The sequence below is a fragment of the Aeromonas bestiarum genome, assembly GCF_028751155.1.
Taxonomy (GTDB): domain Bacteria; phylum Pseudomonadota; class Gammaproteobacteria; order Enterobacterales; family Aeromonadaceae; genus Aeromonas; species Aeromonas bestiarum.
Window position 1 is genome coordinate 4,376,237 of record NZ_CP064746.1, and the last position, 23,764, is coordinate 4,400,000.

Here is a 23,764-nt window from a genome sequence, read left to right on the forward strand (position 1 = left end):
GTGTCGAGACGGCGTCACCCATCTCACATGAAACGAGGCGCCCACGGGCGCCTCGTTTTATTGCCACTTGTGGCCACATGCCTAACGCACGCTGGAGCAGAAGCTGACATCGTCGCGCAGGGGATCGTTGCTCACGCTGTGGTAGAGCTCGAAACAGGGGCCGCTGCCAAATTCCAGTCCGGCCGCGACTATGTCGCCGACATGCTCCTGCCAGCGCGGCCCGTACTGGCTGCGATCCGTGATGAGGTAGCGGGACTGGGCATAACACCCGGCGGGAATGAGCTGGGTTTCCACCTCCCCCTCGCCCCGGGTCTGGACAGGCACAGTGACGCCGATATCGGTGCGGCACTGGGCCGGTGGCGTCACCTCAGGGTTGTCGTGGTAGATGAAGATCCACTCCCCCTGCTCGAGTCCGCGGGTGGCCGCCCACTGGTACAGGCGGCCGCAGACGGCGTCATACCCCTCGCCATAGGGGCCTGTGACCCGGATATAGGCCAGGGTACGGGCGTCCATCTCGACAGTTTTCATGGTGTTGCTCCTTGCTGATGAGTGGCCTTCAGCATAAGGGGACGAGCCTTCCCATGCGTGTCCATCCTTGCTCTCCAGGTGTCCATTCTTGCGCTTGTCGCGGCGAAACTCGCCAGGGGTGCAACCGTAATGGCGGCGAAACGCCTTGGCGAACGCCTGTGAACTGGCGAGGCCCGCCCCCAGCGCGATGGCGGTGACGCTGGCGTCCGTGTAGCAGAGCTGCCAGGCCGCCCGCTGCATGCGCAAGCGCCGACACATCTCCCCCGGCGCCTCGCCCGCCACTGCGGTGAACACCCGGTGAAAATGGTAGAGGGAGAGGCAGGCCCGATCCGCCAGCGCCTCGATGGAGAGATCGGGATCCCGCTCCAGCGCCCGCAGCACAGGGATGAGACGGCGGCGATAGTCGATCACGGGCGGATCCTCGCCATGTAGAGCGCATCCACATACTCGCCCTGACGGAAGGCGTAGCCACGGGCGACCCCCTCCTCGACGAAGCCGAACTTGCGATAGAGCGCCTGCGCCCCCGGATTGTCGGTATAGACGGTGAGCTCGACACGTTGCAGGTTGAGCCAGTTGTCGGCCATCTCCAGCGCGGCCCCCAACAGGGCCGAGCCTATGCCCTTGCCGGCCCAGTCATCCCGCACCCCCATGCCGATGCAGGCCACGTGTTTGCGCCTGGGATTGGGCTCGATATGCAGCGAGAGCTGGCCCACCAGCAGGCCGTCGACCTCGGCCACCAGCGCCACCACGCTGCCGTTCTCCAACCGCTTCTGCCAGACGCTCAGGGTCGGATACGGCAGTTGCAGGGTGCCTGCCTGGGCGTTGGGCATGGCATAGAGATCCCGCAAGGCGGGAGCATCGGCCGGTTCGGCGTGACGAATGGTGATCTGCATCTGAGGCTCCTTCTCGAAAACCTCATCATGCAGCATCAGAAGGGTCCGGTCATCCCCCCGCCCTACCCATTTGTGATGCCTATCAAAGGGCGAGGGAAGGCCCATTGGTTCCGGGGTTTTTCCTTGTTATAGACTCAAGGCTCACCAACAAGGAGAAGCACCATGAACGACAAGACCCTGCACAGTGCCAATGGCGCCCCCGTTGTCGACAACAACAACAGCCTCACCGCCGGCCCCCGTGGCCCAGTGCTGATGCAAGACATCTGGTTGATGGAAAAGTTGGCTCATTTCGATCGGGAACGGATCCCGGAGCGGGTGGTTCACGCTAAGGGCTCGGGCGCTTACGGCACCTTTACCGTGACCCATGACATCAGTCAGTTCAGCAAGGCGGACCTGTTCAATGCCGTCGGCAAGCAGACCCCGGTGTTCCTGCGCTTCTCCACCGTGGCCGGCGAGAAGGGGGCGGCCGACGCCGAGCGCGACGTGCGCGGCTTCGCCCTCAAGTTCTACACAGAGCAGGGCAACTGGGATCTGGTGGGCAACAACACCCCGGTGTTTTTCATCCGCGATCCCTTGAAGTTCCCGGACTTCATCCACACCCAGAAGCGGGATCCGCGCACCAACCTGCGCAGCGCCACCGCCGCCTGGGATTTCTGGTCCCGTCATCCGGAATCCCTGCACCAGGTCACCATACTGTTCAGCGATCGCGGCATCCCCAAGAGCCTGCGGGAGATGAACGGCTACGGCAGCCATACCTTCAGCTTTATCAACGACGCCAACGAGCGCTTCTGGGTCAAGTTCCACTTCAAGACCGAGCAGGGCCACAGCTTCTACACAGATGAAGAGGCCGCCACCGCAGTCGGTCAGGACAGAGAGACCAGTCAGGCGGATCTGTTCAACGCCATCGAGCAGGGCGACTTCCCTCGCTGGAAGGTCTATGTGCAGGTGATGCCGGAGGCCGAGGCCCAGACCTACCAGATCCACCCGTTCGACCTCACCAAGGTGTGGCCGCACAGCGACTACCCGCTGATCCCGGTCGGCGTACTGGAGCTCAACCAGAACCCGGACAACTACTTCGCCCACGTGGAACAGGCCGCCTTTACCCCGGCCAACGTGGTGCCCGGCATCGGCTTCTCGCCGGACCGCATGCTGCAGGGCCGCCTGTTCTCCTACGGCGACACCCAGCGCTATCGCCTCGGCGTCAACCACGGCCTGCTGCCGGTCAACGCACAGCGCTGCCCGTTCCACCACGGTGCCCACCGCGACGGCGCCATGCGGGCGGACAGCAATGGCGGCGCCACCCCCAACTACCAGCCGAACCGCTTCGGCACCCAGCAACCGAGCGAGCAGCACGAGCCGGCGCTGAGTCTGGAAGGAGCCGCCCTGCACTACGATTTTCGCGACTACGACAGCGATTACTACAGCCAGCCGGGCAACCTGTTCCGGATCATGGATGAGGGCCAGCGCTCGCGCCTCGCCGCCAACCTGGCGCGCTCCCTGATCCACGTGGAAGATGACGCCATAGTCGCGGCCCAGCTCAGGCACTTCGAGCAGGCCGACCCCGAGTACGCCAAGCGGGTCGAACTGGCACTGGCCGCCCTGCAGCGCTAAGCCGCAGGCAGCCAACATCTGCAAAAGCAAAACGGGGGCCTGCTGGCCCCCGTTCTCGTCATGACGGTATTTGATAAATAAAAAACGGAGCCCGAGGCCCCGTTTTCACTGCGGTATCAATCCCGGACGCAGCGCCTTCGCGCTCCCTTGCCAACAAGCGTTTGTACCGCCCGTTACGGCAACCAAGCTGTGCATTGGAAGAGCGGCACAGTTACCCGCCTGCGGTGATGAATAAAAACGGAGCCCGAGGCTCCGTTTTTCACTGCGGTATCAATCCTGGACGCAGCGCCCTCGCGCTCTTCCCGCTCCCTTGCCAACAAGCGTTTGTACCGCCCGTTACGGCAACCAAGCTGTGCATTGGAGCGGCACCGTTACCCGCCTGCGGTGATGAATAAAAAACGGAGCCCAGGGCTCCGTTTTTCACTGCAGTATCAATCCCGGACGGAACGCGCTTCGCGCTCTTCCCGCTCCCTTGCCAACAAGCGTTTGTACCACCAGCTACTGCGACGACGTTGTGCATTGGAAGAGCGACGAGCCATTTCTTAGGTTCCAGCCAAGAGAGGAAAAGAGCCGCATTATGCGATAGAGGTCACGTCCATGTCTTTAGCTGGATCAAGAAAAGCCTCACTGACCCACGCTGATGATGCTGCTATTCGCCGCCTTGTCGGCTGCATGCGACGCCCTTTCCGGCTCGCGCCAGGCCAGTGGCCCGTTGCTCTCCAGCGCGTTTTGCGGGCCGCACTCCAACCAGCTGTCGCCCTGTTGAATGCGGGCACCCGGCGAATATTTCTGATCCTGATACCAGCAGACCCGCTCAGGCAGCGACCCCAGCGGCAGCACCAGTTCGGTTCCCACTTCCGCCCGCTTCGGCTCTGCCGCCACGCCAGTGCCGGCCGTACCGCCCAGCAGTGTCAGCAACAACCAGCCACCTACCCTCTTGTCCAGATACATGATGTTACTCCTTGCTCGATAGAAGGTTCAGGCGACCGGAAACGGCGCAACCTTGATTAATAAGCCATACGCCGACTGGCATTCCCAAGCCAATATGATAGCCTGCCAGCGCCTGCTCACGCCCGTCAAAAACGGCGCAGGAAAACCCCGGTGGATTTGTCGGTTCTCGACGAATATAACCTTATTAATCAAATCGTTATTTGGATATTATCCCAATGCGTATCATGCCGTTGCTCCAGGCGGCCTGCCTGAGCCTGATGTTGTCCGCCTGCGTCGCCCCCCTCTTGTTGATGAGCCCTACCAGTCAACTGATGTGGGCCCTGCTCAAGCCGCTGGTCGGTTTCGACCCCAACGAAGCCAACCTGTTCGAACAGCCCATGATCAAGGATCGAATGACCGGCATTCTGGGTCCCAATTACGACAGCACCATGCAATTGCTCAAGACAGCCAACGAGCTGCAGCAGGAGGGCCCGCTGTTCTACGTGGTCTCCCGCTACGCCCCCGTGCCGGACGTCGCCAAGCAGGCCGGCATGGTGTGGAACTCACAGACCAACCAGATGTCCGTCATGCTGCTCAAGGGCGATGGCACACCCCAGGTATTTGGCGAGAACCTGGCCGCAGGCGCACCGACCTGGCCAAGCGAGATGCAGAACTGGCAGGCGCAGGGCAACCCGACGGCCACAGCACTCTCCGGCGCCACCAACAGTCTGACCGGCTCTGCGACCAAGAGCCTGACCGGCGCCGCCACGACCAGCTCGGTATTCGGCAGCGTGCTGGGTTCCCTGCAGCAGGGCGCCAGCAAGACCATGGCTGACACCACCAAGCAAGTAGTGAACAGCGCCACTACCTCGGCCCAGCAACAGGCCACCAAGGCCGTGACCGAACCCGCCAAGCAGGCAGCCAGCAGCGCCACTGCCACGGCACAGCAACAGGCCACCAAGGCCGTGACCAAGCCCGCCAAGCAGGCCGTCAGCAGCGCCAGCACCACGGCACAGCAGCAGGCCGCCAAGACCGTGACCAAGCCCGCCAAGCAGACGGTCAGCAGCGCCACTGCCACCGTACAGCAGCAGGCCACCAAAACCGTGACCGAGCCCGCCAAGCAAGCCGTCAGCAGCGCCACTGCCACGGTACAACAGCAGGCCAGCAAGGCCGTGACCGAGCCCGCCAAGCAGGCGGCCAGCAGCGCCAGCGCAACGGTACAGCAGCAGGCCAGCAAGGCCGTGACCGAGCCCGCCAAGCAGGCCGTCAGCAACGCCAGCGCAACGATACAGCAGCAGGCCAGCAAGACCGTGACCGAACCCGCCAAGCAGGCGGTCAGCAGCACCAGTGCGACCGCAACGACGGCGGCGGATGCGGCCGCCAAGGCCGAGGCCGCGCGCGCCGCTGCCGAAGCCGAGATGGAAGCCCTGCTCAAGTAAGCGCCTCACCAGGCCATCGCAAGATGGCCTGGCTGTTTTCCTCCCCCCTCGCTCCCCACCATAACCCCTCGCCATCCACGCTACCGGATGCGTGAAATCATGAACTTCTCGACATAGCCCCCTAAACTGGAAGGACGATTTGTTGCAAGGAGTGCTGCCATGTCGCGTCTGCTCAGCCTGATGATCTGCTGCTGTCTGGGCACAGCACTGCCCGCCTCGGCGTTCACCTATTACTCCGAGCAGAACATGCCGTTCAACGGCCAGGATGAGAAGGGTAACAGCACCGGCCTGGCGGTCGAGCTGCTGAGACTGATGTGGCAGGAGATGGGGGAACCGGAGCAACCCATCCACTTCATGCCCTGGGCCAAGGCCTGGTATCTGCTGACCCAGCAGCCGGATGCCGTGCTGTTCACCACGGCCCGCACCCAGGCGCGGGATCCCCACTTCCTCTGGGTCTGCCCCATCAGCCACTCCCGGGTGTCGCTGGTGGGCCGCAAGCGGGATGCCCCCAGGGTGGCCAGCAAGGCCGATCTCGCCAGGCTGCAGATCGGCGTCATGCAGGCGGATGTGGGGGAACAACTGCTGCTCAACCGGGGCATCAGCCCCGCCAACCTGATGGCGGTGGAGCGGATGGATCAGGTGGTGCGCCAGCTCATCATGGCCCGCACCGATCTGGTGGCCGGCAACGAGGTGATGCTGTTCCATCAGGCCAGACAATTGGGCTTTCCATCGGACACCTTCGTCACGGTCGCCACCCTGGCGGAGCAGGACAACTGCTTTGCCTTCAACCCCGCCGCCGACAAACAGCAGGTCGCCCGCCTGCAACAGGCGCTCGACAAGGTCAGACAGGGGGAGGCTTTCAAGCGACTTATCGCCCGCTATCAGGATGTGGTGCAGTCACCGCCGGCGGATCACCTGCCCACTATCGAGTGAACACAAGATGCAAACAGGCCACCCGAAGGTGGCCTGTTTCATGGTGTCGCCTGCTTACTGGAAGTGGCTGTCGTGCTCGGACTTCTTGGTCTGGGCACCTTCGCTGTGCTCGATGGAGGTACGGATGAGGTCCACCCCGGCACGGATGATCAAGACCCCCATGTTGACCAGCTTGACGCAGACCCACATGAAGGTGATGAGCAGTATCAGCTTGAGTACCGTCTGGAACGCCTCCAGGAAATTCTGCTCCAGCTGGCCGGTGAGGCCGTTGGCACTGGTCATCAGCCAGGTGTAGACCTCGCGCACGAACGGGATACGGCTCGGCATCTCCAGCACGTCCAGGGCGGCGGGCAGGGCCTGGAAGATGACTATGCTGCCGAACAGTATCAGAATGACGCCGATGGCGATGCCCAGAAAAAAACCAAACTGTTTCATGGAAGGTCCCAAGGTTTGCTGCATGAAAATAACATAGCTGCCAATACTAGGGACTGCCTCACCACAGGGCAATCCTTGTGCGCAGGCAGGGCCAGAGCCAAACCCGCCATCCGGTGGGCCCCAGGCAGGAAACCATTGCCCAACTATCTGATTTCTGTGACCCTTGCGCCCATAGTCCCCCAACGCTCAGGCACCATGTTCCGTTCCTGTTTTTTACTGCTCTGCGCCCTGCTGCTGACACTGCCTGTCTCGGCCGCCCCCACGGCCGCCGTCTGCGTGGTCAAACATCAACAACAGCTGTTGCTGGTACAGGACAGGGTCTCCTCCCGCTACAGCCTGACCGGCGGCTACATAGATGCAGGCGAGACGCCGCAACAGGCGGCACTGCGCGAGCTGTTTGAAGAGACAGGTCTGCGCGGCCGGATCATCGCCGAGCTGGGACCATGGCAGCGCGCCGTGCTGTTTGCCTGCCAGACGCTGGAACCCATCCGGGCGCAGACAGGCTCGGGCTTCGTCTCCCTGCTGCGGGCCCCCAACCTGGGTGGCGAGATCCTCAACGCCAGGCTGATAGCCCCATCCCGGCTGCCTGACGGGCAGCGCCGCTTTCCGGCGCAGCTCGACTGGCTGGCCCCCCAGCTGGCCGACATCCCCGACAGCCCGGTGCTGTGGCTGCCGGATTTCAGCGGTGAAGGCAATGCTCTGCACCGGGCGGAAGTCCCGCTGATACAGCGCTTGCAGCGCTGGATCGGGGCCAGTGCCCCCTGGCTTGATGCCAGCAATCTGTTTGGTTCAGCCGCCTTTCAGCTTGCCCTGCTACCCTTGCTGCTGCCGCTGCTGGGCTGGCCCCGTCTGCGTCAGCTGTTGCTGGCCATGCTGACCCTCACCCTGCTGGTTCAGCTAGCCAAAGAGGGCACAGGCTGGCCCAGACCCTTCCATCTCGATCCCGCGCTGGCGCACGTAAGTGCCCAGGGCTTTGGCATGCCGAGCGGTCACGCCGCCTCGGCTCTGCTGTTCTGGGGCCTGCTGCTCAGATGGTGCTGGCCCGCCAACCCCTGGCGCGGCGCCTCGCTGGCACTGCTGCTGGCGGCCCTGACCGGGCTGGCCCGGGTCTGGCTCGGCGTCCACTTCCTGTCGGATGTGGCGGCGGGATTGCTGCTGGGCGCCCTGATGCTGACGATCCATTCCGGTTTGTCCGGCATGGCTGCCCGGCCATGGATCTGGGGCGGGCTCAGCCTCATCTGCACACTGGCCGCCTGGTGGAGCCAATCCTCGGCGCTGGCAGGCCTGGCCATGTTCAGTCTGGGTCTGACCCTCGGCATGCGGCTGCCATTGCCGCGAGAGCGGCAAAAACCCTGGTACACCCTGGCGATCACCCTGCTCGGCGGCCTGCCCCTCGGGGCGCTGCTGTGGGCGTTGCCATTCTGGCTGACCAGCTCCTGGCTCATCCTGCTCGGCCAGTGGCTACTCTATGGTTGCCTGGGGCTCTGGTTGAGCGCCGGCCTCTGGTGGATACTCTCACTCATGAACTCTGACCCGCTACCCAAGGGCTCCGGCCCCGACAAGGGATTGCTATGAATATGAAAAAAGTGGACTTGGCCAAGATAACCCTGGGGGTGCTGTTTCTCAGCATCCTCATCATCTCGTGCTTCATGGTGCTGCGCCCCTTCCTGCCCGCACTGGTGTGGGCCACCATGATCACCATAGCCACCTGGCCGCTGATGCGGATGGCCCAGCGCCTGCTGTGGGGCAAGCGCGCCCTGGCGGCGCTGGTGATGACCAGCATACTGCTGCTGATCTTCGTCATCCCGCTGTTCATGGCGCTGGCCAATGTGGCGGAGAAGGCGCCCATGCTGATCGAGCTCGGCACCACCATCAGCCATTCGCCGCCGCCCGAGCTGCTCTGGCTGCAGCAGATACCGTTGGTGGGCGGCAAGCTCTACGACTTCTGGCAGCAGATCCTGGCGAGCGGTGGTCAGGTGCTGTTTACCAAGCTGGCACCCTATTTTGGCCAGACTGCCCGCTGGCTCGCCTCCCAGGCCGGCAATCTGGGCTTGCTGTTCGTCCACTTCCTGCTGACCGTTGCCATCTGCGGCCTGCTCTACCACTCGGGTGAGAAGGCAGCCGACGGGATCCGCCGCTTCGCCCACCGCCTGGCGGGGGAGCGTGGTGACAATGCCACAGTGCTGGCTTCCCAGGCGATCCGCGCCGTGGCCATGGGGGTGGTGGTCACAGCCCTGGTGCAATCTTCGGTAGCCGGGGTCGGCCTGCTGATTGCCGGCATCCCCTACACCATGATCCTGGTGGTGGTGATGTTCCTGCTGATCGTCGCCCAGATCGGCCCCTTCCCCGTGCTGCTGGCCTGTGTCGGCTACCTCTACTGGAGCGGCGACACCACCTGGGGCACCTTCCTGCTGGTCTGGTCACTGCTGGCGGGCACCATGGACAACTTCCTGCGCCCCTTCCTTATCAAACGCGGGGCGGATCTGCCGCTTATTCTCATCCTGGTGGGGGTCATCGGCGGCCTGCTGGCGATGGGGATCATCGGCCTCTTTATCGGCCCCGTGGTGCTGGCGGTGGGCTACACCCTGCTGGATGCCTGGATCAAGGAGGGTGACCAACCGGCGATCGCTATTGTTGCGCCGCCCAAGGCCGAGTGACGATTCAGCCATAAATAGCTGATGCAAAGAGCCGCCCATTGGGCGGCTCTTTGGTTTTTGACGATCGTGATTTATGGCGATCGTGTCAGATTGGTTGATCCGCGCCAACCGGCATTCACCACATATTACCGTCCCATGCAGGTTCGATTACGCCTTACGGCTAATTGAAATCCACGGGCTGGCTATACGGAATTTTGTTCAGCAAGGTGGGTGTCCTGATTTCATAACGTTTGGCTAAGGGGCGGGCTTTAGCCCGTTCCAGTGAGCGAAGCGAACGATTTGAGCATATTGTTGGGCGATACCACTTCAAATGCGCAACACAGACCGAATTTTATTTGCAAGTTGATGCATGCCTCTGCGTTCAAGTTCTTGCACGAAAACATGCCACGGTGGGATGTTACTCATGTACGGTTCGTTGCTTGGCCCCGTATAACCTCCACCACCAGGACCGGTATAAAGCCCGCCACCAGGTCCAGTGTAGAGACCACCGCCAAGCCCCGTATAAAGCCCGCCTCCGGGGCCTGAGTACAGGCCGCCGCCCGGACCTGTGTATAGCCCCCCTCCGGGACCTGTGTACATGCCGCCGCCTGGCCCTGTGTATAGCCCCCCTCCGGGGCCTGTGTACATGCCGCCACCAGGCCCAGTGTACAAACCACCACCGGGGCCTGTGTAGCGACCGCCGCCTGGACCAGAGTATTGATCTCTTACCCACATACGAACTACCTCCGTGTGTTGCCTAACAGTGATTCGATGGAAAGTGGTACTAATCCGTTAATAGAGCCTTCCATATAACTCCGGTTTGCCCTGATCGCCGCCACGAAAAATTCATTTTAAATCACAACATTGCCGACCAATCTCTGGTGCTGAACGCATTCGCCAGACGTCTTCCTTTGGCTCTATTTTTGGCCATCGGGCAAAAGTACACTTCTAGAGCGGCAATGGAAAGCGCCACCCGACCTTGGTGTTGTGAACAGGTCAGGAGTGTGAGCGGGGCAACGTCTTATCTGGCGTAGCTGGCCAAGTGTCTGGCGGTGAGTCAGGGGGAATGGAATAGGGGAGCTGGAAGAAATAACCCGGGGCGTCGCAACGCACCGGGTTATCGGTCGGTAGGGGAGGGTCAGGCAGGTTGGTGGAGGGTGATGCAGTGAATGCCACCGCCACCGGCGGCCACAGGGTCAATGTTGATCTGCACGATTTCGCGACCCGGGTAGAGGCGGGCCAGCAGCTCGTGGCAGTAACTATCGGCCGCCTTGTCGCCAAACTCGGGGGCGATCACGGCGCCATTGATCGGCAGATAGTTGATGTAACCGGCGGCAAAGTCGCGGCTGCGGCTGAAGCGGTTGTCCCGCCCGTCGAGTGGTGGCGGCAGCACATGCAGCTCCAGCTTGTTGCCATCGGCGTCGGTGGCCTGTTTGAGGATGGCCAGGTGCCGGCGGGTCACCTCGTAGTCGTGGGACTGCGGGTCGTTATCCAGATTGACCACCACCACGCCGGGACGCACAAAGCGGGCGTAGAAGTCGACGTGGGCATCGGTGATGTCACGGCCCTTGATCCCCGGCAACCAGATGATTTTGCGCAGCCCCAGATTGGCTTTCAGCTCCGCCTCCAGTTGCGCCTTGCTCACCCCCGGATTGCGGTTGCTGTTGAGCCAGCAACTCTCGGTCAGGATGGCGGTGCCATTGCCATCCACCTCTATGCCCCCGCCTTCACCTGTCAGCTTGCTTTGCAGATAGTGGACATCCGCCTGCTTGCTGACCAGCTCGGCCACACCCGCATCCTGTTCGTGCTCCTGCTTATCACCCCAGCCGTTGAAGTTGAAGTCCACCAGCCCCAGCTCCCCCTCCTCGTTCTGGACGAAGACGCCGCCGGTATCCCGCAGCCAGATGTCGTCCAGCTCGGTGACGATAAAGCGGGTGTTCTGCTCACCACAAAGTTTGCGGGCCAGCGCCTGTTCGGCTTCGCGGCAGAGCACGTTCACCTGGGTATAAGGCACCATGGCCTGCACCAGCCGGCCTATGGTGGCCTGCACCTCCTTGTAATTGCGACCCCAGATATCGGCGCTCGCGCCAAAGGCAACCCAGACCCGAGTCTGAGGCGCGGCCTCGTCCGGCATCTGGTAACGGCCAACCGCAGTGACCTGGGAGCCAATAGGGGTAGCCACATTGGCAGCCTGTGCCCGTGGCAGGCTGCCCAGCCCGGCCAGGGCGCCGATGGCGGCCAGCTGTTTCAATACATGGCGTCGGGATGACATGGGATGGCTCCTTCGGAGGCGGAACGACTCCGGATTGATGACAAAAGTAGGATATGAATGACAAGCGCTGTTAATCAGATCACGCTGAGTAATAGACTAGCCGCCGCGATGATGGCGGACAAACGATCGATTTTCGGTATAAGTGATAAGCGGAGCTAATCAATGATGTTCAAACACTGGCCTCCACTCAATGTGCTGCGGGGCTTCGAGGCGGCGGCCAGACTCGGCAGCTTTCATCAGGCGGCACAGGAACTGCACCTCACCCAGTCGGCCATCAGCCAGCAGATCCGCTCGCTGGAGGAGCTGCTCGGCCAGCCGCTGTTTCATCGGCAGGGGCGCTCGGTCGCCCTCACCGATGCGGGGCAGGACCTGCTGGAGACAACCCAGAGCGTGCTGTTGCAACTGGCGGTGGGGATCCAGCGGCTGGAGCAGTACCGCAAACCGAACCAGCTGGTGCTCAATACCAGCACAGCCATAGCCCGCCACTGGCTGCTGCCCCGGCTGGCCGACTTTCACCGCCTGCATCCCGATATCGATCTCTGGCTGTTTACCAGCGACGAGGTACCCGTCATGACCGAGCAGACCATAGATATCGCCCTGCGCTGGGATCTCGCCCCCCAGGCCGAGTGCCACCACAGGGTACTGCTGGAGGACGCTCTGCTCCCCCTTGCCACTTTGGCCGTGCTGGCCCAACCCCCTGCGGAGCGCACCAGTCTCCATGGAGAGCGGGAGATGGATTGGCACCACTGGACGCTCAAAGGCGGGGAGGATCTGCAGCTGCAGACCCGGGGGCTCAACTTCTCCGATCCCGGCCTGCTGCTGGACGCGGCCGGCGCCGGGCTCGGCGTGGCGCTGGCGAGCGCGCTGCTGTCGGCTCCCGCACGACAACAGGGCTTGCTGCTGCCGCTCTCCTCCCGCACGGTCAAGGGGCCACAGTGGAGCTGGCTGGTCCATCAGGAGAGCGAGAGCAGCCCTCAGTGCCGCGCCTTCTGCTGCTGGCTGGAGCAACAGTTTGCCCGCGCCGCGACCGACCTAGACGGCATGGCATTGCCACCCTCTGAGGCAGGTCACTGAATCTGCGGGGGGAGCGTGGTTAAATGACGGCTTCTCCTTTTGCCGGACATAGCTGTGACCACGCCATCTGACCTCCAGCCGCTCCAGCCCTGGCCCGATTATCTGCAGGCCTCCTGGCTGCGCTGCGCCCACCAGACCAGCCCGACCCTCTGGCACCCGCCCCACAGCGCCAAGGGGCAAACCCTGCAGAGCCTGCGCCAGCGCAAACGGGATCTGCTCACCACAGGCGAGATGGCGCTGGAGGATCTCTACGAGTTCATGGAGGGGCGCCCCTGCGTCCTGCTGCTCACCGACGAGAGCGGCTGCCTGCTGGCCCGCACCGGCCATCGCGAGACGCTGGCAGAACTGGAGGCGCTGGGCTTCGGGCTTGGCGCCTTCTTCAGCGAGGGGCGCATCGGCACCAATGCCATCAATCTGGCGGCGCTGGAGGGGATGCCACTCTGCGTCAGCGGCCCCCAGCACTTCAACCGCACCCTGCACCCCTGGCACTGCTGCGCCAGCCCGGTCTACAACAGCAATGGCCGTCAGGTTGCCATCATGGCGCTGATCTGCAAGGTGGAAGAGGCGAGTGCCGGGGATCTGGCGCTCACCGTCAGCGCCGGGCGCGAGCTGGCCCATCTGCTGCAGATGGAGACACTGATGCAGGAGTCCCAGCACCATCTGAGCGAGCTCTACGCCCTGCTCGACGGCATGGATGACGGCGTGCTGGCCTGGGACCCCCAGGGCAGGCTGCGCTACCTCAACGGGCTGGCGGCCAGTCGGTTGCGGCTCGATCCCGCGCTCTGCCTCGGCCAGCCGCTGGAGCAGCACCTGCTGTTGCCACAGCGGTTGCAGCTCGCCATCAAGGGGCAGACGCCACTCAGTCATGTGGAGGTGACGCTGGAGCGGATCGGGGTGCAGACCGGGGAGTTCATCAATGCGCTGATAAGCCTCAAGCCGCTGCCCGGGCCGGACGGGGTCAGCTTTATCGCCCTGCTGCACCCGCTGGACAGGCTCAGGGCCATCAACCAGCTGCGCCAGGCGGTGCCCGAACTCTCCGCTCTGGTGGGCGAATCGAGCGCCATGCGCAAGCTGCTGCGCTACGCCCGCCAGGCGGCACGGAGCCAGGGCCCCATGCTGCTGCGCGGGGAGGAAGAGGTGGGCAAGGCCCAACTGGCGGAGGCGATTCACTTCGGCAGCGAGCAGGCCGCCGGGCCGCTCATCACCCTCAACTGTCAGGCGCTGCCGAGCGAGCGGATGGCGCTGGAGCTGATGGGTTCCGACGAGGCGGGGCAGGAACGGGCGGGCAAGTTCGAGCTGGCCCATGGCGGCACGCTCGTGCTGGAGCAGGTGGAGTGTCTCTGTGCCCCCATGCAGGCGGCGCTGCTGCAACTGCTCAAGACCGGCCGCATCCAGCGCTTCGACTCGGCCCGCATACTGCCGCTCAAGGTGCGGATCATAGCGACCAGCAGCGCGGCGCTGGAGCAGAGGGTGCAGGAGGGGCAGTTTGGGCGCCAGCTGCTCTACGCCCTGCAGGCGTGCGAGCTCTGGCTGCCGGGACTGCGGGAGCGCGGCGCCGACTTGCCGGCCCTCATCAGCCAGCAGCTAGGGGCGCAGGGGCGCGAGCCGGTGCGCCAGTTCAGCCCGGCGGCCCTCGACTGCCTGCTCGCCTACTCCTGGCCCGGCAATCTGGGGGAGCTGCGCAGCGCGGTTGAATATGCCCTGCTCCACTCGAGTCGTGAGCAGATCCCGCCGGAGGCGCTGCCCGCCGCCATTCGGCACGGCTATCGGCTGGTGGAAGACGAGGTGGTGGGGCAGCCGCTGCTCACCCTGGCCGAACTGGAGCGCCAGGCCATCTTGCGCTGCGCCCACGCCTGCAAGGGGCAGGTCAGCCAGATGGCCCAGCATCTGGGCATCAGCCGCACCACCCTCTGGCGGCGGCTCAAGCTTATCGGTATCGATCCCGCGGACTACCACGGCTCCTGACGACTGGGATCCTGTTGCTACCCTATGAAACCTGTCAGGCATAAAACAACAAGGCCCCGCAGTTGCGGGGCCGTTTTTATATGGCAAGGTAATGAGCGACGCGGTTACAGCCCCAGCTGGTGGGCGGTGACTATGGCCGCCAGCACATCCTCGGCGGTGACCTTGAACGGCATGTTGTGGATGGTCTCCCCTTCGGCGGTGGAGGCTTTGGCCACCTCCAGCAGGCGCGCCATGTCCAGCTCCTTGACCCCCATCATATGCAGGTTGGTCGGCAGGCCGATCGAGCGGCAGAAGGCCAGCACGGTTTCGATCTCCGCCATGGGCGCATTCTCCAGCACCAGCTGCACCAGGGTACCGAATGCGACTTTCTCACCGTGATAGAGGTGGTGACACTCGGCCAGCTGGGTCAGGCCGTTGTGGATGGCGTGGGCGGCGGCCAGACCGCTGCTCTCGAAGCCGATGCCGCTCAGATAGGTGTTGGCCTCTATGATGTTCTCCACCGCCTTGGTGCAGAGCCCCTGCTCCACCGCCAGCTTGGCCTTGTAGCCATCGGCCAGCAGTGTCTTGTAACAGAGCTCGGCGATGGCCTGGGCCGCCAGGGTAGAGGCACCACCGGCCATGGTCTTGCAACCGGAAACCTTGTTGGCACGCGCCTCGAAATAGGTGGAGAGCGCATCCCCCATGCCGGAGACCAAGAGCCGTACCGGGGCGCGGGAGACGACGCCGGTATCCATGATGACCATGTTGGGGTTGGTCGGGATCATCAGGTATTCGCTGAACTGCCCTTCCGGGGTATAGATGACCGCCAGCGCACTGGTTGGCGCATCGGTGGAGGCTATGGTGGGCACTATGACCACAGGCACCTTCTGGTAGAAGGCGACCGACTTGGCGGTATCGAGCGTCTTGCCGCCACCTATGCCGATGATGACGTCGAACGGTGTCTGGTTGCAGCGGGCCAGCAGGCGGTCGATCTCGGGGCGTGAACATTCGCCGTTGAAGCAGTCGAACTCGGGCTTGATGCCCACACCGTGGAAGCTGGTGGCAACCGTGTCACCAACCAGTTTGGTGACGAAGGCATCAGCCAGGATGAGCGGCTTGGCGCCGAGCGCCTTGACGTAGTTGCCTATGTTGGCGAGAGCCCCGTTGCCTTGCACGTATTTGCTGGGGCTGATGATGATGCGGTCCATATTTTATCCCTCTCTCTTTATCTCTTAAGAATCGGGGCGAAGGGGCGGCTATGCCGGGGAGTCCTTCGTCTTGAGTGGCGCAGCACTGGCACACAGAGCCAGCGCTGTACCTTGAAACGGGTTGGCGATCAGTCGCCGAAACGCTCGTCTGCAAGTTGCTTGAAGCAGGTCAGGGCGGCCTCGGCATCTTCTCCCTGTGCCAGCAGGGTGAGCCTGTCTCCCTGGCGCACGTTGAGCATGGTGAGCCGGGTCAGACTGCGGGGATTGGCCTCTTTATCCCCCTTTTGCAGCTTGAGTTCAGCGGCAAAGGGCTTGAGGGCCGCCACCAGACGAGCGGCGGGGCGCACATGCAGGCCGTGGGGGTTGTCGACCACCACCTCGCAGCGCAGCCAACCCTCATCGGCTGCCGGTGCCGTCTCAGCGGCGACCTGCGCAGCGCTCCCAGGCAGCATTGCCTGCTTGGGCCCCAGGGCGCCGAGCGCCTCTGCGGCCACCTCGTCGAGACTCATACCTGAACCTGCCGCCACCACGGCGGCCAGGGTGCCCTCGACCAGCGGGGCAGGACAGAGCCGCACCCGAGAACTCAAATCAGGGGGCAACAGCTCGAGGGCGGTCTCGGCGCTCAAGAGGGCGCTGCCCAAGTCCATCAGCACCAGCACGCCGCTGCCGTCGTCTGCTTCTTCTATCGCACTCATCACGGCGATGGCATCTGTGCCTATGGGGTGGTCCGGATCATCGACCCCGGCCGCCAGCAACAGCCGTGCCGGGCTGCCCAGCTGGTCGGCCAGCGCTTTCAATCCGGCCGCCAGCATGGCGCTGTGAGAGACAACTACGATACCTATCATGTCACAACCTCGCTCTGTCACGCAGGGCGGTCAGCAGCAGCAGGGTCGAGGTGGCTCCGGCATCCTGATGGCCTATGCTGCGCTCGCCCAGATAGCTGGCGCGCCCCTTGCGGGCCTGCATCTGTATGGTGGCCTCGGTGCCGGCCGCCGCGGCAGCCACCGCCTTGTCCAGCGCCTCGGCCAGCGGCAACTCCTGCTGCTGCGCCTGTTGCAGGGCGGCCAGCGCAGGCCACCAGGCGTCGCACATTGTCTTGTCGCCCGGCTCGGCGCGGCCGCGAGAGACGATTCCCTCGACCCCATCCGCCAGCATCTTGCCAAGCTGGCTCAGGGTCAGGCTCTGGCAGGCGTCCGTGCTGGCCGCCGCCCGAATGAAGAAGGTGCCGTAGAGCGGGCCACTGGCGCCGCCGACCGAGGAGAGCAGGGTCATGCCGGTGGTCTTGAGCACCTGGCCTATATCCTTGTCCGCCACCGCGGGCAGCTTCTCCGCCACCTTGGTAAAGCCGCGCTGCATGTTGAGGCCGTGGTCGCCATCGCCGATGTCGGTATCCAGTGCCGTGAGGTAGTCACGCTGCTCGGTGAAGATGTGCTCGCAATCCAGCAGCCAGTTGACGATTTGATGTTTGCTTAGCATGAGAATGAGGGCTCCTTAGCAACCGCGACGCAGGGCGGGGGTGTGAACGGGGGCATCCCACAGGGTCATCAACTCGTCATCCACCTTGAGCAAGGTGATGGAGATGCCGGTCATGTCGAGGGCGGTGCAGTAGGGGCCTATCAGGTTGCGCACCAGATGGATGCCTGCCTCTTCGCACAGGGCCGCGAGGCGACCATAGACGCCATACAGCTCTGAAATCGGGGTGCCCCCCAGGCTGTTGACCATGGCTATGACACGATCGCCCCGGTTGAGCGGCTCGATGAAGGTGTGCTCTTCCTGCCAGCTGCCGGAGGCTCTGTCCCAGTGGCGCAGAGTGCGGCCATAAGGGGTGTTGTCCGCCAGCTCGCTGAACATGTCGCCCACCAGGGTATCGAGGTCGGTGAAGGGGCGGCGCGCTATGCCGGGTTCGCCGTGGATGCCCACACCGAACTCCATCTCGTTGTCCGCCAGGGTGAAGGAGGGCTTGCCGGCGGCAGGCACGGTACAGGCGTGCATGGCGACGCCTATGGTGCGGCTCTGATTGTTGATGCGACGGGCCAGCGCCTCGCAACGGGCCAGGTCGTAGCCCGCCTCGGCTGCAGCCCCCACCAGTTTTTCACACAGCACAGTGGTGGCGACGCCGCGACGACCCGCGGTGTAGAGGCTGTCTTTCACCGCCACGTCGTCATCGATCAGCGAGAAGCCGACCTTGACCCCGTCCCCGTGCAGCAGCTCGACCGCGGTTTCGAAGTTGAGCACATCACCCGTGTAGTTCTTCACCAGAAACAGCACGCCAGCGCCACCATCGACCGCCTGACCGCACTCGTACATCTGATCCGGGGTCGGGGAAGTAAAAATTTCGCCGGGGCAGGCACCATCCAGCATCCCCTTGCCCACCAGACCGCCATGCATCGGCTCGTGGCCGCTGCCACCGCCGGAGACCAGCGCCACCTTGCCCATCACGGGAGAGTCGGCGCGGGTGATGTAGTGGGGTTCGATACGTACCTTGAGCTCGGGGTGGGCGGCTGCCATCCCCATCAGTTGTTCACGGACCACGGCATCGACGGCATTGATCAGTTTCTTCATGGCTCACTCCTTGGCTTGCCACCGCACGGGTGGGCAAATGGTTGATGAAGCCAGTCTAACGGGATAAATCGGGATAAAAATGACGGCCGGTTCGGTTCGGATTTGAAACAGGAGAAGGGCCATTGGCGTTTCAATCTGAAACAGCGAGAGGCAAACGGGAGGGAAACTGCAGGCGGCCTCACAACCATGAAAAAGGGCCCCCGCAGGAGCCCTTCACGCCAACCGGCAGCCTTAGATGGCCCAGCCACCGGCATAGAAGACCACCAGTGCCACGGCAATGATGACGGTACCGACGTTGAGTTTCTTCCACTCGGCGGCAAACAGGCGACCCACGACCAGCGCCACGAAGCCCAGCATGATGCCGGTCACTATGTTGCAGGTGAGCACGATGAAGACGGCGCACAGCATGCCAGCCAACGCATCGACAGAGTCGCTGAAGTCCAGCTTGGTGACGTTGCCCAGCATCAGCAGACCGACGTACATCAGCGCCGGTGCTGTGGCGTAAGCCGGCACCAGATAGCTGAGCGGCGAGAGGAAGATCATCAGCAGGAACAGCAGGCCGACCAGGGCTGCGGTCAGACCCGTCTTGCCACCGGCTGCGGTACCTGCGGCAGATTCAATGTAGACGGCGGCCGGAGCCCCACCCACGACGCCAGCCACCATGCTGCTGACGGAGTCGGCAGTCAGGGCCTTGCCGCCGCTGATGATGTGACCACGCTCATTGATGAGACCCGCCTGACCCGCTACGGCACGGATTGTACCGGTGGCGTCGAACACGGCTGTCATCACCAGCGCCAGTACGGTCGGAATGACCACTGGGTTGAGGGCACCCAGCAGATCCATGCTGCCAACCAGAGAGCCCTTCTCGCCGGTCAGGCTCGGCATGGCGAAGAAGCCATGCCAGGCAACGTTCGGATCGAAGATGAGGCCGAGGATGGAGATGGCGATGATCACCATCAGTATGCCGCCCGGCACCTTGCGACGTTCCAGGCCGAAGATGGCGGCCAGACCCAGCACCGTCATGATGACGGGGAAGGAGGTCACCTCACCCAGCTGCACCGGCAGACCCGCCCCTTCGTTCTTGATCACCATGCCGACGCCGTTGGTGGCAATCAGCAGCAGGAACAGACCGATACCGATGCCGGTGCCATGGGCGATGCCGGAGGGCAGGTTGTCCAGGATCCACTGGCGCACGCCTGTGATACTGATGAGGGTAAACAGTACCCCCATCAGGAAGATGGCGCCGAGGGCGACCGGAATGCTCAGCCCCTGACCCAGTACCAGACTGAAGGCGGTGAAGGCGGTGAGGGAGATGGCGCAACCAATGGCCATGGGCAGCTTGGCCCAGAGTCCCATCAGCAGGGAGCCGAAGGCGGCGATCAAGCAGGTCGCCACGAAGACGGGGCCCTGCTCGAAGCCGGCGGCGCCCAGCATGTTCGGCACCACTATGATGCTGTAGACCATGGCCAGGAAGGTGGTCAGCCCGGCCAACAGCTCCTGGCGCACACTACTGCCGCGCGCAGAAATGGAAAAATAAGAGTCCAAAAAGCCGCCGTTCCCTGATTGGGCGGCCATATCTTGCTTTGCCATAACTCATCCTGAAAGTGTGAAGGAAATCGTTTGCTTTTGTGGCGCGCAAAATAGCAAGAATTTGTCGAAATTGCAGCGAATTCCCTGACTTTTTCATCAAAATGGCAGGAATCGTTCTCGTTCGGGCACAGATCTGCATGCCTGCTTGCTGCTGCTCTCACCTTCGTCCACGAGGCTGGCCTCTATACTGCAGAGAACCATTCGCACTGCCAGACGGGAGATGACCCATGCACACGCGCAATCTGCTGAACGATATTCCCTCGCCACTGCCTACCGAACTCTTTCAGGATCTGGTCAGCACCAACCACCTGCGGATCGAGCGTATTCTCTCCCACGGCCATCAGACTGCACCGGGAGAGTGGTACGATCAGGATGAACATGAGTGGGTCCTGGTCGTGCAGGGAGAGGCCAGCCTGCTGTTCATCGATCCGCAGACCCAGGAGCAACAATCGGTACAACTGGGCCCTGGCGATCACATCAATATTCCCGCCCGTCAGAAACACAGGGTGGAGTGGACTCACCCAGACATGACCACAGTCTGGCTCTGCGTGTTCTACTGAGGTGGATAAGAAAGGGACGGCAAGAACCCTTGAATGAAGTTGAATTTGATACAGCAAAGAGGAAATGGGGGCAGTTGAGCAGATGAACTTGAGGTATCAGAAAAGCAAAAAGGCCTTCCCGATGGGAAGGCCTTTCAATTTACTGGCGGAGCGGACGGGACTCGAACCCGCGACCCCCGGCGTGACAGGCCGGTATTCTAACCGACTGAACTACCGCTCCGCTGTCTGGTTAGCTTTTTGCTAAATTGTCTACCGTTTCAACGAGGTGTCATCCTCTCGGCCAACGTCGTGATGTGCACGGCGCTGTTTAATTGGGTGCCTGGCAGTGTCCTACTCTCGCATGGCGAATGCCACACTACCATCGGCGCTACCGCGTTTCACTTCTGAGTTCGGCATGGGATCAGGTGGTTCCACGGCGCTATGGCCGCCAGGCAAATTCTTCAATCCAGAAAGCTGACGTGAGTAACGACTGATTGGCTATTGCCTGGTCGCTATCACTGAATTAGGTAAGTAGTTCATGCACTTGCTACAAGGCCCAGAACACTTCTTGGGTGTTGTATGGTTAAGCCTCACGGGTAATTAGTATGGGTTAGCTCAACACGTCGCCGCGCTTACACACCCCACCTATCAACGTTGTGGTCTCCAACGGCCCTTTAGGACCCTCAAGGGGTCAGGGATGACTCATCTCAGGGCTCGCTTCCCGCTTAGATGCTTTCAGCGGTTATCGATTCCGAACTTAGCTACCGGGCAGTGCCACTGGCGTGACAACCCGAACACCAGAGGTTCGTTCACTCCGGTCCTCTCGTACTAGGAGCAACTCCCTTCAATCATCCAACGCCCACGGCAGATAGGGACCGAACTGTCTCACGACGTTCTGAACCCAGCTCGCGTACCACTTTAAATGGCGAACAGCCATACCCTTGGGACCGACTTCAGCCCCAGGATGTGATGAGCCGACATCGAGGTGCCAAACACCGCCGTCGATATGAACTCTTGGGCGGTATCAGCCTGTTATCCCCGGAGTACCTTTTATCCGTTGAGCGATGGCCCTTCCATTCAGAACCACCGGATCACTATGACCTACTTTCGTACCTGCTCGACCTGTCCGTCTCGCAGTTAAGCTGGCTTATGCCATTGCACTAACCTCCTGATGTCCGACCAGGATTAGCCAACCTTCGTGCTCCTCCGTTACTCTTTGGGAGGAGACCGCCCCAGTCAAACTACCCACCAGGCACTGTCCGCGATCCCGATTCAGGGACCTGCGTTAGAACATCAAACATACAAGGGTGGTATTTCAAGGACGGCTCCAGCGCAACTGGCGTCACGCCTTCAAAGCCTCCCACCTATCCTACACATGTAGGTTCAATGTTCAGTGCCAAGCTGTAGTAAAGGTTCACGGGGTCTTTCCGTCTAGCCGCGGGTACACCGCATCTTCACGGCGAATTCGATTTCACTGAGTCTCGGGTGGAGACAGCATGGCCATGGTTACACCATTCGTGCAGGTCGGAACTTACCCGACAAGGAATTTCGCTACCTTAGGACCGTTATAGTTACGGCCGCCGTTTACCGGGGCTTCGATCAAGAGCTTCGCTTGCGCTAACCCCATCAATTAACCTTCCGGCACCGGGCAGGTGTCACACCCTATACGTCCACTTTCGTGTTTGCAGAGTGCTGTGTTTTTGATAAACAGTCCCAGCCATCTGGTCACTGCGACTCCCAACTGCTCCATCCGCAAGGGACTTCACTGTCAAGAGCGAACCTTCTCCCGAAGTTACGGTTCTATTTTGCCTAGTTCCTTCACCCGAGTTCTCTCAAGCGCCTTGGTATTCTCTACCCGACCACCTGTGTCGGTTTGGGGTACGATGACTTGTAATCTGAAGCTTAGAGGCTTTTCCTGGAAGCAGGGCATCAATGGCTTCACCACCGTAGTGGCTTCGTCTCGTGTCTCAGTGTTGTGTCTCCGGATTTGCCTAGAAACACCACCTACGCACTTTCACCAGGACAACCGTCGCCTGGCCCACCTAGCCTTCTCCGTCCCCCCATCGCAATTACAAGTCGTGCAGGAATATTAACCTGCTTCCCATCGATTACGCCTTTCGGCCTCACCTTAGGGGTCGACTCACCCTGCCCCGATTAACGTTGGACAGGAACCCTTGGTCTTCCGGCGAGGAGGCTTTTCACCCCCTTTATCGTTACTTACGTCAGCATTCGCACTTCTGATATCTCCAGCATACCTCTCGATACACCTTCGCAGACTTACAGAACGCTCCCCTACCACTCACACATAAGTGTGAATCCGCGGCTTCGGTGCCTGGTTTGAGCCCCGTTACATCTTCCGCGCAGGCCGACTCGACTAGTGAGCTATTACGCTTTCTTTAAATGATGGCTGCTTCTAAGCCAACATCCTAGCTGTCTGAGCCTTCCCACATCGTTTCCCACTTAACCAGAACTTTGGGACCTTAGCCGGCGGTCTGGGTTGTTTCCCTCTTCACGACGGACGTTAGCACCCGCCGTGTGTCTCCCGGATATTACTTACTGGTATTCGGAGTTTGCATGGAGTTGGTAAGTCGGGATGACCCCCTAGTCCAAACAGTGCTCTACCCCCAGTAGTATTCGTCCGAGGCGCTACCTAAATAGCTTTCGGGGAGAACCAGCTATCTCCGAGTTTGATTGGCCTTTCACCCCCAGCCACAGGTCATCCCCTAACTTTGCAACGTTAGTGGGTTCGGTCCTCCAGTTGATGTTACTCAACCTTCAACCTGCCCATGGCTAGATCACCCGGTTTCGGGTCTACACCTTGCAACTAGACGCCCAGTTAAGACTCGGTTTCCCTACGGCTCCCCTATACGGTTAACCTCGCTACAAAATGTAAGTCGCTGACCCATTATACAAAAGGTACGCAGTCACCCCGAAGGGCTCCCACTGCTTGTACGTACACGGTTTCAGGTTCTATTTCACTCCCCTCACAGGGGTTCTTTTCGCCTTTCCCTCACGGTACTGGTTCACTATCGGTCAGTCAGGAGTATTTAGCCTTGGAGGATGGTCCCCCCATATTCAGACAGGATGTCACGTGTCCCGCCCTACTCGATTTCACTTCAAGGTCGTTTTCATGTACGGGGCTATCACCCTGTATCGCTGGCCTTTCCAGG

18 protein-coding genes, 1 tRNA gene and 2 rRNA genes (1 of these 21 only partly in view) are annotated in these 23,764 nt (G+C 61.8%); 8 read left to right on the top strand and 13 right to left on the bottom strand.

The features are described 5' to 3' along the window. Window positions 1–81: 81 nt before the first annotated feature. Together IU367_RS20300 and IU367_RS20305 are read right to left on the bottom strand one after the other, a co-directional pair. Entirely contained in the window at window positions 82–939 is an 858-nt protein-coding gene (locus IU367_RS20300) for an AraC family transcriptional regulator (RefSeq protein ID WP_274452938.1), read from the bottom strand. After that, window positions 936–1,421, bottom strand: a complete 486-nt coding sequence (locus IU367_RS20305; protein WP_043141532.1) for a GNAT family N-acetyltransferase — start codon at window positions 1,419–1,421, stop codon at window positions 936–938. Before IU367_RS20305 ends, IU367_RS20300 begins: the two co-directional genes overlap by 4 nt. A gap of 162 nt (window positions 1,422–1,583) precedes the next feature. Between IU367_RS20305 and IU367_RS20310 the strand changes: the two genes are divergently transcribed. Continuing rightward, on the top strand, window positions 1,584–3,032 hold the full coding sequence (locus IU367_RS20310; RefSeq protein ID WP_274452939.1) for a catalase: 1,449 nt from the start codon (window positions 1,584–1,586) through the stop codon (window positions 3,030–3,032). Between the two features lie 624 nt (window positions 3,033–3,656). Here the strand turns inward: IU367_RS20310 and IU367_RS20315 are convergent. After that, window positions 3,657–3,983 carry a YnjH family protein gene (locus tag IU367_RS20315; RefSeq protein ID WP_274452940.1) on the bottom strand — a complete coding sequence of 109 codons (327 nt, stop codon included), beginning with the start codon at window positions 3,981–3,983 and terminating at the stop codon, window positions 3,657–3,659. A gap of 215 nt (window positions 3,984–4,198) precedes the next feature. On the opposite strand from IU367_RS20315, the gene IU367_RS20320 reads away from it, so the two are divergent. Both IU367_RS20320 and IU367_RS20325 read left to right on the top strand, forming a co-directional pair. Continuing rightward, the gene (locus IU367_RS20320) at window positions 4,199–5,401 is read left to right on the top strand and encodes a hypothetical protein (RefSeq protein WP_274452941.1); all 1,203 of its coding nucleotides are present in this window, start codon (window positions 4,199–4,201) and stop codon (window positions 5,399–5,401) included. Between the two features lie 159 nt (window positions 5,402–5,560). After that, on the top strand, window positions 5,561–6,334 hold the full coding sequence (locus IU367_RS20325; RefSeq protein ID WP_098981685.1) for a substrate-binding periplasmic protein: 774 nt from the start codon (window positions 5,561–5,563) through the stop codon (window positions 6,332–6,334). A gap of 54 nt (window positions 6,335–6,388) precedes the next feature. On the opposite strand, the gene IU367_RS20330 is transcribed toward IU367_RS20325, so the two are convergent. Then, window positions 6,389–6,769, bottom strand: a complete 381-nt coding sequence (locus IU367_RS20330; protein ID WP_274452942.1) for a hypothetical protein — start codon at window positions 6,767–6,769, stop codon at window positions 6,389–6,391. A gap of 195 nt (window positions 6,770–6,964) precedes the next feature. Between IU367_RS20330 and IU367_RS20335 the strand changes: the two genes are divergently transcribed. Continuing rightward, window positions 6,965–8,344 carry a bifunctional NUDIX hydrolase/phosphatase PAP2 family protein gene (locus IU367_RS20335; RefSeq protein WP_098985010.1) on the top strand — a complete coding sequence of 460 codons (1,380 nt, stop codon included), beginning with the start codon at window positions 6,965–6,967 and terminating at the stop codon, window positions 8,342–8,344. Further along, window positions 8,341–9,426 carry an AI-2E family transporter YdiK gene (ydiK, locus tag IU367_RS20340; RefSeq protein WP_172955255.1) on the top strand — a complete coding sequence of 362 codons (1,086 nt, stop codon included), beginning with the start codon at window positions 8,341–8,343 and terminating at the stop codon, window positions 9,424–9,426. Before IU367_RS20335 ends, ydiK begins: the two co-directional genes overlap by 4 nt. A 1,117-nt stretch (window positions 9,427–10,543) precedes the next feature. Here ydiK and IU367_RS20345 read toward each other — a convergent pair. Continuing rightward, window positions 10,544–11,677: an agmatine deiminase family protein gene (locus IU367_RS20345; RefSeq protein WP_098981677.1), complete on the bottom strand. Its 1,134-nt coding sequence runs from the start codon at window positions 11,675–11,677 to the stop codon at window positions 10,544–10,546. A 162-nt stretch (window positions 11,678–11,839) separates the two neighbouring features. On the opposite strand from IU367_RS20345, the gene IU367_RS20350 reads away from it, so the two are divergent. Both IU367_RS20350 and dhaR read left to right on the top strand, forming a co-directional pair. Beyond that, entirely contained in the window at window positions 11,840–12,751 is a 912-nt protein-coding gene (locus IU367_RS20350) for a LysR family transcriptional regulator (RefSeq protein WP_065404015.1), read from the top strand. A 54-nt stretch (window positions 12,752–12,805) separates the two neighbouring features. Then, complete coding sequence (gene dhaR / locus IU367_RS20355; RefSeq protein WP_274452943.1) at window positions 12,806–14,716, top strand: dihydroxyacetone kinase operon transcriptional regulator DhaR; 1,911 nt, start codon at window positions 12,806–12,808, stop codon at window positions 14,714–14,716. Between the two features lie 104 nt (window positions 14,717–14,820). On the opposite strand, the gene IU367_RS20360 is transcribed toward dhaR, so the two are convergent. From IU367_RS20360 to IU367_RS20380, 5 genes are all read right to left on the bottom strand, one after another. Then, a complete protein-coding gene (locus IU367_RS20360; protein ID WP_043141519.1) occupies window positions 14,821–15,903 on the bottom strand; it encodes a glycerol dehydrogenase in 1,083 nt (360 codons plus the stop codon). Between the two features lie 128 nt (window positions 15,904–16,031). Then, window positions 16,032–16,748, bottom strand: coding sequence for a dihydroxyacetone kinase phosphoryl donor subunit DhaM (gene dhaM / locus IU367_RS20365; protein ID WP_274452944.1), 717 nt, complete (start codon window positions 16,746–16,748; stop codon window positions 16,032–16,034). A gap of 1 nt (window position 16,749) precedes the next feature. Then, the gene (gene dhaL / locus IU367_RS20370) at window positions 16,750–17,379 is read right to left on the bottom strand and encodes a dihydroxyacetone kinase subunit DhaL (RefSeq protein ID WP_098981669.1); all 630 of its coding nucleotides are present in this window, start codon (window positions 17,377–17,379) and stop codon (window positions 16,750–16,752) included. A 15-nt stretch (window positions 17,380–17,394) separates the two neighbouring features. Further along, complete coding sequence (gene dhaK / locus IU367_RS20375; protein ID WP_274452945.1) at window positions 17,395–18,465, bottom strand: dihydroxyacetone kinase subunit DhaK; 1,071 nt, start codon at window positions 18,463–18,465, stop codon at window positions 17,395–17,397. A gap of 231 nt (window positions 18,466–18,696) precedes the next feature. Further along, complete coding sequence (locus tag IU367_RS20380; RefSeq protein WP_241280832.1) at window positions 18,697–20,055, bottom strand: NCS2 family permease; 1,359 nt, start codon at window positions 20,053–20,055, stop codon at window positions 18,697–18,699. Window positions 20,056–20,282: 227 nt separating this feature from the next. Here IU367_RS20380 and IU367_RS20385 point away from each other — a divergent pair, with 227 nt between their 5' ends. After that, the gene (locus IU367_RS20385) at window positions 20,283–20,615 is read left to right on the top strand and encodes a cupin domain-containing protein (protein ID WP_043142538.1); all 333 of its coding nucleotides are present in this window, start codon (window positions 20,283–20,285) and stop codon (window positions 20,613–20,615) included. Window positions 20,616–20,758: 143 nt separating this feature from the next. Here IU367_RS20385 and IU367_RS20390 read toward each other — a convergent pair. The 3 genes from IU367_RS20390 to IU367_RS20400 all read right to left on the bottom strand — a co-directional run. Beyond that, a tRNA-Asp gene (locus IU367_RS20390) sits at window positions 20,759–20,835 on the bottom strand. Window positions 20,836–20,932: 97 nt separating this feature from the next. Next, window positions 20,933–21,047 (bottom strand): 5S ribosomal RNA (gene rrf, locus IU367_RS20395). A 126-nt stretch (window positions 21,048–21,173) separates the two neighbouring features. Beyond that, window positions 21,174–23,764: ribosomal RNA gene (locus tag IU367_RS20400) — 23S ribosomal RNA — on the bottom strand; it runs 299 nt beyond the window's last position.